Below are 12,925 nucleotides of genomic sequence, written 5' to 3' on the forward strand. Positions count from 1 at the left end.
GGAGGGTGGGCACCGTGCGGATGTACCCGGAGCCAACGGGGGAGGTGCGCATGAGCCTGTCTCTGCGTTTCGCCGCCGGTTCTCACAAAGGCATGATCCGGGAGGGCAACGAGGACTCCGGTTACGCCGGTCCCCGCCTGCTCGCCATCGCCGACGGCATGGGCGGCCAGGCCGCGGGCGAGGTGGCCAGCTCCGAGGTCATCTCCACCCTCGTCCAGCTCGACGACGACATCCCCGGCTCCGACCTGCTCACCGCGCTCGGCAGCGCCGTCCAGCAGGCCAACGACCAACTGCGGCAGATGGTCGAGGAGGACCCCCAGCTCGAGGGCATGGGCACCACGCTCACCGCCCTGCTGTGGACCGGCCAGCGCCTCGGCATGGTCCACGTCGGCGACTCCCGCGCCTACCTCCTGCGCGACGGCGTGCTCACGCAGATCACCCAGGACCACACCTGGGTGCAGCGGCTCGTCGACGAGGGCCGGATCACCGAGGAGGAGAAGGAGACGCATCCGCAGCGCTCGCTGCTGATGCGCGCCCTCGACGGCCGCGGCCAGGTCGAGCCCGACCTGTCGATCCGCGAGGTGCGGGCGGGCGACCGCTATCTGATCTGCTCCGACGGCCTTTCCGGACCGGTCAGCCACCAGACCCTGGAAGAGACCCTCGCCGGGTACCACCAGCCGCACGAGACCGTGCAGGAGCTCATCCAGCTCGCGCTGCGCGGCGGCGGGCCCGACAACATCACGTGCATCGTGGCCGATGTCCTGGACGTCGACGACAACGACACGCTGGCCGGACAGCTCAACGACACCCCGGTCGTCGTGGGCGCCGTCGCCGACAGCCCGCCGACCGCCACCGACCACCGCTCGCTCAACACCCCGGCAGGCCGCGCCTCCGGGCTCGGCCGCCCCGCCCAGGGACCCCACCACGCGGCCCCCGAGGGAGCCTTCGGCCCCGCGGATCCGGCGGCCATGGCGGTGCCCGGCGGAAGCTTCGGCGCGTACGGCGACGACTCGTTCGACAAGCCGAGGCGCCGACGCAACCCCTGGATCAAGCGTTCCATCGTTGTGGGCCTCGCGCTCGCCGTCGTCGGCGGCGGGCTCTACGGCGGCTACCGCTGGACGCAGACGCAGTACTACATCGGCGCCACCGACGGCCATGTCGCCGTCTACCGGGGCATCGACCAGCAGCTCGCGGGCCTGAGCCTGTCCGATGTCTACCGCGAGCACCCCGAGATCGAACTCAAGTACCTGCCGGACTACCAGCGCAAGCAGGTCGAGGCGACCATCACGGTCGACAACCTCGACCAGGCCGAGAACCGCGTCGGCTCACTGAGCGACCAGGCGAAGGTCTGCCGCATCCTCGACGAGGAGCGCAAGAAGCCTCAGCAGAGCAAGCCGCCGCAGAAGGGCGATGTCGAGGGACCCGCCAAGGGCGGGGACAAGGGCACGACCGCGGGCACGGGCGCGGGCTCCGACGGCGGCGCCGTCGGCACCGGTGACGCGCTCGGCGCGGCCGACGCGGGCACCGGCGTCCGCCAGGCGGCGCTCAAGGCCCCCTCGCCGACCCCCTCGGGCTCGCCGGGCAAGGGAGGCCAGGGCCAGAGCACCAAGCCCACGCCGACTCCGACTCCGACGCCCACGCCGTCGACCTCGTTCTCGCCCGAGGAGCAGAAGCTTGCCCAGAACTGCCCGGGCAAGCAGTGAGGGTGGCCAGTCTTGAGTAGCAGCAACACCACGACCATCACGCCGCAGGGCGCCCCGAACCGGCGCAACACCGAGCTGTTCCTGCTCGGCTTCGCGGTGCTCATCCCGATCTTCGCCTACGCGAACGTCGGCCTGGCCCTGAACGGCTCCCTGCCCGCGGGCATGCTGGCGTACGGGTTGGGGCTGGGTGCCATGGCGCTCATCGCCCACCTGGCCGTGCGCCGCTTCGCGCCCTACTCGGACCCGCTCCTGCTCCCCGTGGCGTCCCTGCTCAACGGCCTCGGTCTGGTGCTGATCTGGCGACTCGACCAGTCCCCGCTGCTGAAGAGGCTCGGCCAAGGCACCGGCGCCTCGACGCAGTTGATGTGGTCCACCCTGGGGATCATCCTGTTCGTCTGCGTGCTGATCTTCATCAAGGACCACCGCGTCCTGCAGCGCTACACCTACATCTCGATGGTGGTGGCGCTGGTCCTGCTCGCCGCCCCGGCGTTCTTCCCCGCCCGGGCGGAGAGCTTCGGCGCCAAGATCTGGATCTACATCGGCCCGTACTCGATCCAGCCGGGCGAGTTCGTGAAGATCATCATCGCGATCTTCTTCGCCGGGTACCTGATGGTCAAGCGCGACGCCCTGGCGCTCGCCAGCCGCCGCTTCATGGGCCTGTACCTGCCGCGAGGACGCGACCTCGGCCCCATCCTGGTCGTCTGGGCGCTGAGCATCCTCATCCTGGTCTTCGAGACCGACCTCGGCACCTCGCTGCTGTTCTTCGGCCTCTTCGTGATCATGCTGTACGTGGCCACCGAGCGCACCAGCTGGATCGTCTTCGGTCTGCTGATGTCCGCCGGCGGCGCGGCGGTCGTGGCGAGCTTCGAGCCGCACGTCCACCAGCGCGTCGTGGCCTGGCTCGACCCCATGGCGATCTTCGGCCCCCACCCGCCGCCCGGTCTGATCTCCGACCAGGCCGCCCAGGCACTGTTCGCCTTCGGCTCCGGCGGCGTCCTCGGCTCCGGACTCGGCCAGGGCCACTCGGACCTGATCAAGTTCGCCGCCAAGAGCGACTTCATCCTCGGCACGGTCGGCGAGGAGCTCGGCCTGTGCGGAATGATGGCCGTCTTCGTGCTGTACGCCCTGCTCGTCCAGCGCGGCATGCGCACCGCCCTCGCCGCACGCGACCCGTTCGGGAAGCTGCTGGCCGTGGGCCTGTCCGGCGCCTTCGCCCTCCAGGTCTTCATCGTCGCGGGCGGCGTGATGAACCTCATCCCGCTCACCGGCATGACGATGCCGTTCCTCGCGCAGGGCGGAAGCTCGGTCATCACCAACTGGGCGCTCGTGGCGATCCTGCTCAAGATCAGCGACACCGCGCGACGCCCGGCACCGGCACCGGCACCGACCACTGACGCGGAACCGACACAGGTGGTGCGACTGTGATCGGTGTGAGCACCGTCGACCGAAGCGCCGTACCCATGGCAGAGAAGGGAGCCCGATCGTGAACAAGCCGCTGCGCCGCGTGGCCATCTTCTGCGGGCTGCTGATCTTCGCCCTCCTCGTCAGGGACAACTGGGTCCAGTTCGTCCAGGCCGACGAGCTCAAGACCGACGAGCACAACCGCCGGGTGCCCATCGAGCGCTACGCCCAGCCCCGCGGCGACATCGTGGTCGGTGGAAAGTCCATCACCGGGTCCACCAAGACCGACGGCAGCGACTTCCAGTACAAGCGCACCTACACCAACGGCCCGATGTACGCCCCCGTCACCGGCTACGCCTCGCAGGCCTTCGGCTCGAACCAGATCGAGAACATCGAGGACGGCATCCTCACCGGCGACGACGACCGCCTGTTCTTCAACCGCACCATCGACGTGCTGACCGGCAAGCCCAAGAAGGGCGGCAGCGTCGTCACCACGATCGACCCCAAGGCGCAGAAGGCCGCCTTCGAGGGCCTCGGGGACAAGAAGGGCGCCGTCGTCGCCCTCGACCCCGAGACGGGCGCCATCCTCGCCCTGGCGAGCACCCCGTCCTACGACCCCTCGTCGATCGCCGGCAACAGCAAGACCGACGGGAAGAACTGGTCGGCGCTGCAGAAGGAGAACAACCCCGACGACCCGATGCTCAACCGGGCGCTGCGCCAGACCTACCCTCCGGGTTCGACCTTCAAGGTCGTCACCGCCGCCGCGGCGCTGGAGAACGGCCTGTACACGGACATCGACGAGAAGACGAAGTCCCCTCTGCCGTACCGGCTGCCGCAGTCGACGACGGAGCTGAAGAACGAGGGGAACATCCCCTGCAAGAACGCCTCGATGAAGGTGGCGCTGCAGTACTCGTGCAACACGGTCTTCGGCAAGATCAGCGAGAACCTGACCAACGAGAAGATGAAGAAGCAGGCCGAGAGGTTCGGCTTCAACGACAAGGTCTTCATCCCGGTCCGCGCCGAGGCCAGCGTCTACCCGAAGGACAACCCGCCGCAGAACGCCATGGCGGGCATCGGGCAGGCCTCCAACCGCGCCACCCCGCTCCAGATGGCCATGGTCGCGGCCGCCGTCGCCAACAACGGCAAGCTCATGAAGCCGTACCTGGTCCAGGAGCTGCGCGCCCCGAACCTCAACGTCATCGCCCAGACCACCCCCGAGCAGATGTCCAGGCCGGTCTCGCCGGAGAACGCCCAGAAGCTCCAGCAGATGATGGTCAACGTCGTCGAGCGGGGCACCGGAACCAACGGCCGGATCCCGGGGGTCGAGGTCGGGGGCAAGACCGGCACCGCTCAGCACGGTGTGGCAAACTCGGGCAAGCCGTACGCATGGTTCATCTCGTATGCGAAGACCGACAAGGGTTCACCCGTCGCCGTCGCCGTTGTCGTGGAGGACTCCTCCGGCACGGTGCGCAACGACGTCGCAGGTGGCCGCCTGGCCGCCCCGATCGCCCGTGACGTGATGCGGGCCGTGCTGGACAAGTAACCGAGGGAAGCGGTGGGACCCATGAGGCCCATGAGTACGACCGGTGGAGACGGGTGGAGACCCGGTACCGGTCGGATATCGGCTGCTGGTCCGACCAGGGATCCCGGAGACAGGACCGGTACCGTATGCGCGAGCGGCACACAGCCGAAGATCGGTATCGGTTAAGGAGAGGGCTGGAGCTATGGAAGAGCCGCGTCGCCTCGGCGGCCGGTACGAACTGGGCGCGGTCCTCGGCCGCGGCGGAATGGCCGAGGTCTACCTCGCCCACGACACCCGGCTCGGCCGCACCGTCGCTGTGAAGACGCTCCGGGCGGACCTCGCCCGCGATCCGTCTTTCCAGGCCCGGTTCCGCCGCGAGGCCCAGTCCGCGGCCTCGCTCAACCATCCGGCCATCGTCGCCGTCTACGACACCGGTGAGGACTACGTCGACGGTGTCTCCATCCCGTACATCGTGATGGAGTACGTCGACGGCTCCACCCTGCGAGAGCTTCTTCACTCCGGCCGCAAGCTCCTGCCCGAGCGCGCGCTCGAGATGACCGTGGGCATCCTCCAGGCGCTGGAGTACTCGCACCGCGCCGGGATCGTCCACCGCGACATCAAGCCCGCGAACGTCATGCTGACCCGCACCGGCCAGGTCAAGGTCATGGACTTCGGCATCGCCCGTGCCATGGGCGACTCCGGTATGACCATGACGCAGACCGCGGCCGTGATCGGCACCGCCCAGTACCTCTCGCCCGAGCAGGCCAAGGGCGAGCAGGTCGACGCGAGATCCGACCTGTACTCCACCGGCTGTCTGCTCTACGAGCTCCTGACCGTGCGGCCGCCGTTCATCGGCGACTCCCCCGTCGCCGTGGCGTACCAGCATGTGCGCGAGGAGCCGCAGCCCCCGTCGGTCTTCGACCCCGAGGTCACCCCGGCGTACGACTCCATCGTGCTCAAGGCGCTCGCCAAGAGCCCGGACGACCGCTACCAGTCGGCCGACGAGATGCGCGCCGACATCGAGCGGGCGCTCGACGGCCTTCCCGTCAACGCCCCCGCCGCCATGGGCGCCGCAGCCTACGGCGACTACGGCCAGGGCGGTTACGGCGACGGAGCCGCCACCACGGCGATGCACGCCCACGACGGCGGCCCTCGCACGTCGATGCTGCCCCCGATCGACGGCGGTGACGGCGGCGACGACGAGTACGGCGGCCGCGCCAGCCGCCGCCAGCCCCCGAAGAAGAGCCGCAGCTCCGTGATCCTTCTGGTCCTGGCGGCCATCCTGGTGCTCGCGGGCGCCTTCTTCGTCGGCAAGGCCATCTTCGACGCGCCCCCGAAGAACGGCACCCAGGTACCGGTGCTGACCGGCCTGACCGCCTCCAAGGCCAAGACCCAGCTGGCCAACGCCGGGCTGGTCTACAAAGAAGGGGCGCCGAAGAACTGCGACCAGCCCAAGAGGACGGTCTGCAGCACCGACCCCGCGGCCGGCGAGCCGATCAACAAGAACGAGACCGTCACCGTCTTCCTCTCCAAGGGCCCCAAGGCGATCGAGGTCCCGGACGAGACCGGCAAGACCTTCGCCGAGGCCGCCCAGGACCTGCGGGACAAGGGCTTCAAGGTCGCGCGCGACAACAAGACCTCCGACCAGGCCGAGCCCGGCACCGTCATCGACCAGGACCCGACCGCCGGTGAGACCGCCTCTCCCAACGCCACGATCACGCTGACCGTGGCGAGGAAGCCCGAGGTCCAGCTCACCGAGGTCCCGGACGTGGTCGGCAAGAGCTTCGACGACGCGGTGGCGGCCCTGAAGGAGAGGGGCCTGAACGCCACCAAGGCCGAGGAGGACGCCCCGGACAAGCCCGCGGACACCGTCTTCAAGCAGAGCCCGTCCGCGGGCAGCAAGGTGAACCCGGGTGAGACCATCACCCTCACCGTCCCCAAGGCCGCCGAACAGAAGGTCCCCGTGCCCAACCTGGCGGGCAAGACCGTCCAGCAGGCCAGGCAGGACCTCCAGCGCGTGGGGCTGAACCTCGCGGTGGGCCAGGGCTCGGACGACCCGAACGCGCTGGTCGTCAGCCAGGACCCGGCCAACGGCACCGAGGTGGACCCGAACAGCACCGTCACCGTCACCACGGTCGGCCCCAGCAACGACGGAGGCAACGGCAACGGCGGCAATGGCAACGGCGGAGGCTTCATCGGCGGCAATGTGGGCACCGGCTAGCCACCTCGCCGACGTCGGCCGAACCGCCTGACGGCAAGCGAAGGGGAGGGGCCGCGAACCCAGGTTCGCGGCCCCTCCCCTCTTCTCTTTCGCCGTCCGCTCCCGCTTCTCCTTTTGCCGTCCGCTCCCGCCGCGCTGATCCCCGGCTCAGCGCAGCTCGGGAGGCAGGGTGCGTTCGGGGTCGACCTTCTCGGTGCGGATCAGTTCGGCCCAGACGATCAGGCGGTAGCGCGAGGTGTAGACCGGGGTGCAGGTCGTCAGCGTGAGGTAGCGGCCCGCCTTGGTACGGCCGGAGCCCTTCGGGATCGCCTCGATGGCGCCCACGTTGTACTTCGAGGTCTGGGGGAGGGTGTTGAAGACCTTGTAGACGTACCACTCGTCCTTGGTCTCGACGACCGCCACATCGCCCTTGTCCAGCCGGTTCAGCTTGTGGAACTTCGCGCCGTGCCCGTCGCGGTGGGCGGCCAGGGTGAAGTTGCCGTGGCCCGCCCACGGCAGTGCCGCCTTGACCGGCTTGGTGTAGTAGCCCGCCACGCCCTTGTTGAGCTCCTCGGCGTCCGTGCCCTTCACGATGAGCACCTGGAACTTCCTGCCCATCGCCGGGACGTGGAGGAAGCCGATGCCGTCCTTGGCGTCGAAGTCGCGGCCGGGGGTGTCGTCGTGCGCCCAGTGGTCGCGGACCCGGTCGCCCTTCTTCGCCGCCACCCGGTCGGCCACCACATTGGTCCACCACAGCGAGTAGACGACGAACAGGCCCAGCACGACGCCCGCCGTGATCAGCAGCTCACCGATGACACCGGCGGCGAGCGCCACCCCGCTCCTGCGCCGCATGCCTGTGCTGCCGCCGCCGCGGGGCCGGCGCCGCGGCCCGAGGGGCGTCCGCCTGATCTGCTGTTGCGACGTCACCGCGTTCCCAACCCCGTTCCCATGCCCGCTCAGCCCACCAGCGCGTCGGGTTTCCCCTTGCCGCGCGGTCGCTCGTCGATCATCTTGCCCCAGACCGCCATCCGGTACGTGGAGGTGAACTCCGGCGTGCACGTGGTGAGGGTGATGTACCTGCCGGGCTTGGTGAAACCCGACCCGTCCGGCACGGGCTCGATGACGCCGACGTTCGACGGCGGGGTCTGCGGCAGCAGTCCGGTCATCTCGTAGGTGTAGTACGCCTTCGCGGTCTCCACGATGATCGGATCGCCCGGCTTGAGCTTGTTGATGTACCGGAACGGCTCACCGTGGGTGTTCCGGTGTCCGGCGAGCGCGAAGTTGCCCGTCTTCGCCCAGGGCATCGCCGTCTCCTGTTCGCCCGAGTAGTGGCCGATCATGCCCTTGTCGAGCACCTTGTGCTTGTCGATGCCCTCGGCGATGGGCGCCTTCACGTCCAGCTTGGGGATGTAGATGATCGCGAAGCCCTGGCCGGGCTCGAACGCCCCCGCCGCCCGCTCGCCCTGCCCGCCGTCCTGCCACTGCTTCTCCAGGCGGTGGGCGGCACCCGCGGCGGCCTTGTGGGCCAGCACATTGGTCCACCACAGCTGGTACGCCACGAAGAGCAGCATCACCGCGCCGAGGGTGATGAACAGCTCACCGACCACCCGGCTGGTCAGCACCAGCCTGTGCTCCTTGGCCGCCCTGGCCCGGCGGCGGGCCTCGACACGGCTGCCCGGTGCCCCCAGAGCGCCACTGGCGGCCCGTGGGGCCGTCTGCGCGCCCCGTCTGCCGTGGTGGCCGCCCTGCCGCTTCCTGCGAAAGCGCCTGCGCTCCTCCTGCGCCGCCCTGCGGCGTGCCGCCCGCCCCCCGCCCGCGGCGGGCCCGGCGTAGTCGCCGGACCGTGCGACATCGGCGGGCGGGCGGGCCGTGGTCACTTCCCGATCACCGGGGCGAGTCCGGCCGAGCGCTCGACCGCCCCGGGGTCGCCGCAGGTGACCAGCCAGTTGGCCAGCATCCGATGCCCCCACTCGGTGAGCACCGACTCCGGATGGAACTGCACCCCCTCGACCGGGAGGTCGCGGTGGCGCATCCCCTGGACCACGTAGTTCTCACCGGAGCCCGTCCACGCGGTCACCTCGAACCGCGGGGGCACCGTCTGCGGGTCGACCGCCAGCGAGTGGTACCGCGTAGCGGTGAACGGCGAGGGCAGCCCGGTGAAGACACCCCGGCCCTCGTGGGAGACGGGCGAGGTCTTGCCGTGCAGCAGCTCCGGGGCCCGGCCGACGACGCCTCCGTAGGCGACGGCCATGGACTGGAGCCCCAGGCACACACCGAACACCGGGACCCCGGTCTCGGCGCAGTGGCGCACCATGTCGACGCAGACCCCCGCCTCCTCGGGCGTTCCCGGGCCGGGCGAGAGCAGCACGCCGTCGAAGCCGTCCTCGGCGTGGGAGGTGGTCACCTCGTCGTTGCGGACGACCTCGCACTCGGCGCCGAGCTGGTAGAGGTACTGCACGAGGTTGAAGACAAAGCTGTCGTAGTTGTCGACGACGAGGATCCTTGCGGTCACCGGGACGCTCCACCGTTGTTGTCGACCGTGACGTCGCCGAACGGCAGCAGCGGCTCCGCCCACGGGAAGATGTACTGGAAGAGCACGTAGACGACGGCGAGCACCAGCACGAGCGAGATCGCCGCCCGCACCCACGCGTTGCCCGGAAGATGCCGCCAGATCCAGCCGTACATCCCGCTCCCGCTCCCTTCCGTGAGGACCAACCAAGAGTAAGGGGCACGGGCCCTCAGCCGTTCAGCGCTTCGGGCTTTCCTTCCCCGACCGGGTGACGGGCGTCCAGGTGTGCCCACACGATCAGGCGGTGGCTGTGGCCCCATTCGGGGTCGCAGGTCGTCAGGGTCAGATAGCGTCCCGGCCCCGTGAACCCGGACCTCGCCGGCACCGGGTCGATGACGCCCACGTCGCTCGGCAGCGTCCGGTACGGCCGGGTGTCGATCCGGTACGTGTACCAGGAGGCTCCGTCGGTGAGGACGACCGGATCGCCGGGACGCAGCCTGGGGAAGTCCTTGAAGGGGTCCCCGTAGGTCCTGCGGTGGCCGGCGACGGAGAAGTTCCCGGTGGCGCCGAGGCGGGCGGTGCCGGTGTAGTGGCCGAGGCCGCGCCGCAGCACGCCCGTGGAGGTGCCCTCGAGGACGGGCTTGTGCCAGCCATGGCCCAGGCGCGGGATGTACATGACGGCGAACGCCTTGCCCTCGCGGTAGGTGCCGGACGCGGGCGGCGCGGGAGCGTCGCGGCCGGGCCGCGGGGAGCCGGCCGTCGACGACGGCCGCGGGTGGGCCCGCTGCGACTGCGACCACGAGTGCTGGAGCCGGTCCACCTCGCCGTCCATCGCCCGGTCCGCGCGCACCCCGGTCCAGAACAGCAGGTGGACGACGAAGAGGATGATCAGCGTACCCGCGGTGACGCACAGTTCGCTCAGCGTGCGCAGGACCAGCCGAAGACTCAACGCCCCTGCCCGCACCTTGGCCTCCCCCTGCCGGCGGCCTCCGGCCCCGGCGCCGGACGGGCCCTAGCGCTCGGCGGGTGCCGCGTAGTGGAGATCCACTGTGCCCGAGTAGCCGGGAAGAGTCACCCGCTTGCGCTCCTGGACTTTCCAGCCGAGCCCGTAGGCCTGCACGTACTGGAGGTAGTTCTCGATGGAGGGGTCCTTGTCGAGGGACCGGCGCAGCGCCGCCCGGTCGCCGACCGCGGTAACGGTGTAGGGAGGGGAGTAGACCCGGCCCTGAAGGATGAGGGTGTTGCCGACACAGCGCACCGCGCTGGTGGAGATCAGCCGCTGGTCCATGACCTTGATCCCCTGGGCGCCTCCGCGCCACAGGGCGTTCACGACGGCCTGGAGGTCCTGCTGGTGGATCACGAGGTCGTTGGGGGAGGGATCGGGGACGCCGGGTATGCGGGGGCCGGCGTCCGGCGGGGCGTCGGCGAGGGTGACGGAGACGGCGGGGCCGGTCACCTTCTTCGTTCCTGCCCTCCCGCGCAGCCCGTCGAGCCGCTTGCCCGCGCCGTTGGTCCCGGCGTCGTGCCCGGCGAGCCTGTCCACCTGCTTGTGGACGGCGGACAGGTCCTTGTCGAGCTGCTGGTTGCGCCGGCTCTTCTCCTGGATGAGGTCGGACAGGCGCAGCATGGAGTTGTCGGTGCGCAGATTCGTCCCCTGGGCGGTGTCGAAGCTGATCCAGAAGAGCAGTCCCGCCATCGCGAAGACACCTGCCGTCAGCAGCCTGGGCACAACCCGAGGAAAGCGCACGTACCCTTATCTCCTTAAGACGCGAGGAAGCACTACGCTAACGGACGCCCGGAGGCCACGCGGCTACCTGTCCGCCGCCTCAGGGCACTCAGAACACTGGACAGCCCGCGCGGTCACGCAGCGCATCGACAGGAGAACCCCTCGTGCCGAAGTCACGGATCCGCAAGAAGGCCGACTTCACCCCGCCGCCGGAGAAGCAGGCGAGGGTGAAGCTGGGCAGCAGCCGCAACTGGATCGCGCCGCTGATGCTGGCGCTCTTCCTCATCGGTCTCGCCTGGATCGTCGTCTTCTACGTGACCACCGGCGACTTCCCGATCAAGGCGTGGGGCAACTGGAACATCGTCGCCGGATTCGGCTTCATCGCCGGCGGCTTCGTCGTCTCCACGCAGTGGAAGTAGACGCCCACCGTCCTACCTAGCAGCACCGCGTAAGGACTTCGGGGAGCGACGCCGCTCACGGCCGGATCGCTCCCGGGCACTACGCGGACCGATGGCCTCCGGCCCCGGCGCATCTCGGCACCGGGTTGGCTTCCGCATGCCGTCCACCGCGGTGAGTGCACGCGTGAGCCCTGGTCGGAGGGGCGTCCGCTCGTTTGTCCACAGCGTTATCCACATGGGGAAAAGGTCGGAAGATCTGTGGATAACCTTCAGCGGGTTGACGCCGGTACGACCGCAGGGCGACGGCTCGCTCCCTCTCGAACCCTTGATCCTGCTGGGAAAACGCACATCAGAGCGGTTGTACACACCTGAGGGGAACGGGGTGCAGCAGATCCCACACCCTCTGTGGATAACGTCAGAACGCCGGGAAGTCCGCGACGCCGATGCACACCATGGCCACGATCGCCGCGACGGCGAGGGCACAGGTGACGACCTGCGTCTGAGTGCGCCGCTCACGTGGTCCGTGGGTCATCCCGAAGGCGATGGCGGCGCCGAAGACGAGGCCGCCGATGTGCGCCCGCCAGTCGATGCCCGCCCAGGCGAAGGTGAAGACCAGGTTGAGCACGAGGATGGTGGCGATCGGCCGCATGTCCCCGCCGACCCGCTTGACCAGGACGCCGATCGCGCCGAGCAGGCCGAAGATCGCGCCGGAGGCGCCCAGTGAGGCATCGCCCGGCCCCATGAAGACGAACGACAGCGCCGAACCGCCCAGCCCCGCCAGCACATAGAGCGCGAGGAAGCGGATCCTGCCGAGCGCCGCCTCGACCGGGGGGCCGATCCACCACAGCGACAGCATGTTCAGCGCCAGGTGCGGCAGCGACTGGTGCGTGAATATGGCCGTGACCAGCCGGTACCACTGGTCCGGCCCCTCCGCGACGCCGACCTTGTGGCCCTCGTAGTAGCCGCCGCCGACCAATTGCAGCGGGATCACGAACTTGTCGCTGAGGAAGTGCGCCAGCAGGTAGACGACGAGGTTGACCGCGATCAGGGACTTGGTGACCGCCGCGGTGCCGGACACCACGCGGCCGCCGTACCGGGTGCGCGGCTCGCGGCCGCCGGCGCTGCCGGCGCTCACGCACTCCGGGCACTGGAAGCCCACGGAGGCGCTGACCATGCACTCGGGGCAGACCGGGCGCTCGCAGCGGGTGCAGCGTACGTTCGCCTCGCGGCCCGGATGCCGGTAGCAGGTCTGCTGCGTCGCCGGGACGCCGTCCTGGGGTGCGCCGTCCATGACTTGTCGGTTCCTCCTCCGCCGGAGCGGTCCCGCCCGCCCACTCAGGACCTCGAAGACCTCGAAGGTCTCCGAAGTCCCGAAGACTCGATGTCCCGAAGATGCGATATCCCGAAGACCCGATGTCCTCAAGACCTGATGTCCTCAAGACCCGATGCCTTCAAGACCCGATGCC

The 12,925-nt window shown here is 69.5% G+C and carries 11 protein-coding genes and 1 pseudogene; 5 read left to right on the forward strand and 7 right to left on the reverse strand.

The window, feature by feature from the left end; translation table 11 throughout:
- The first annotated feature begins 5 nt into the window (after positions 1-5).
- The 4 genes from IEY86_RS10720 to pknB all read left to right on the forward strand — a co-directional run bounded on the left by IEY86_RS10720 (position 6) and on the right by pknB (position 6,847).
- Positions 6-1,703 carry a PP2C family protein-serine/threonine phosphatase gene (locus tag IEY86_RS10720; protein WP_189131353.1) on the forward strand — a complete coding sequence of 566 codons (1,698 nt, stop codon included), beginning with the start codon at positions 6-8 and terminating at the stop codon, positions 1,701-1,703.
- A 12-nt stretch (positions 1,704-1,715) separates the two neighbouring features.
- Entirely contained in the window at positions 1,716-3,128 is a 1,413-nt protein-coding gene (locus tag IEY86_RS10725) for an FtsW/RodA/SpoVE family cell cycle protein (protein WP_189131354.1), read from the forward strand.
- 58 nt (positions 3,129-3,186) lie between these two features.
- Positions 3,187-4,647, forward strand: a complete 1,461-nt coding sequence (locus tag IEY86_RS10730; RefSeq protein WP_189131355.1) for a peptidoglycan D,D-transpeptidase FtsI family protein — start codon at positions 3,187-3,189, stop codon at positions 4,645-4,647.
- A gap of 181 nt (positions 4,648-4,828) precedes the next feature.
- Complete coding sequence (pknB, locus tag IEY86_RS10735; protein ID WP_189131356.1) at positions 4,829-6,847, forward strand: Stk1 family PASTA domain-containing Ser/Thr kinase; 2,019 nt, start codon at positions 4,829-4,831, stop codon at positions 6,845-6,847.
- A 147-nt stretch (positions 6,848-6,994) separates the two neighbouring features.
- Here the strand turns inward: pknB and IEY86_RS10740 are convergent, their stop codons facing one another.
- The 6 genes and pseudogenes from IEY86_RS10740 to IEY86_RS10765 form a co-directional block, all read right to left on the reverse strand.
- The gene (locus IEY86_RS10740) at positions 6,995-7,678 is read right to left on the reverse strand and encodes a class E sortase (protein WP_189131357.1); all 684 of its coding nucleotides are present in this window, start codon (positions 7,676-7,678) and stop codon (positions 6,995-6,997) included.
- Positions 7,679-7,782: 104 nt separating this feature from the next.
- Positions 7,783-8,637 (reverse strand): annotated as a pseudogene (locus IEY86_RS10745) (class E sortase); the annotation flags it as partial.
- A 62-nt stretch (positions 8,638-8,699) separates the two neighbouring features.
- Positions 8,700-9,338, reverse strand: coding sequence for an aminodeoxychorismate/anthranilate synthase component II (locus tag IEY86_RS10750; protein WP_189131359.1), 639 nt, complete (start codon positions 9,336-9,338; stop codon positions 8,700-8,702).
- On the reverse strand, positions 9,335-9,511 hold the full coding sequence (locus tag IEY86_RS10755) for a hypothetical protein (protein ID WP_189131360.1): 177 nt from the start codon (positions 9,509-9,511) through the stop codon (positions 9,335-9,337). Before IEY86_RS10755 ends, IEY86_RS10750 begins: the two co-directional genes overlap by 4 nt.
- A gap of 53 nt (positions 9,512-9,564) precedes the next feature.
- Positions 9,565-10,284 (reverse strand): class E sortase, encoded by a 720-nt coding sequence (locus IEY86_RS10760; RefSeq protein WP_189131361.1) that lies wholly within the window; start codon positions 10,282-10,284, stop codon positions 9,565-9,567.
- A 63-nt stretch (positions 10,285-10,347) separates the two neighbouring features.
- Positions 10,348-11,031 (reverse strand): DUF881 domain-containing protein, encoded by a 684-nt coding sequence (locus IEY86_RS10765; protein WP_189131514.1) that lies wholly within the window; start codon positions 11,029-11,031, stop codon positions 10,348-10,350.
- 194 nt (positions 11,032-11,225) lie between these two features.
- Here IEY86_RS10765 and crgA point away from each other — a divergent pair, with 194 nt between their 5' ends.
- A complete protein-coding gene (gene crgA, locus IEY86_RS10770; protein WP_189131362.1) occupies positions 11,226-11,480 on the forward strand; it encodes a cell division protein CrgA in 255 nt (84 codons plus the stop codon).
- A 394-nt stretch (positions 11,481-11,874) separates the two neighbouring features.
- Here the strand turns inward: crgA and IEY86_RS10775 are convergent, their stop codons facing one another.
- Complete coding sequence (locus tag IEY86_RS10775; protein WP_189131363.1) at positions 11,875-12,750, reverse strand: rhomboid family intramembrane serine protease; 876 nt, start codon at positions 12,748-12,750, stop codon at positions 11,875-11,877.
- Positions 12,751-12,925: the final 175 nt, after the last annotated feature.

The organism is Wenjunlia tyrosinilytica (assembly GCF_014646055.1).
Lineage (GTDB): Bacteria > Actinomycetota > Actinomycetes > Streptomycetales > Streptomycetaceae > Wenjunlia > Wenjunlia tyrosinilytica.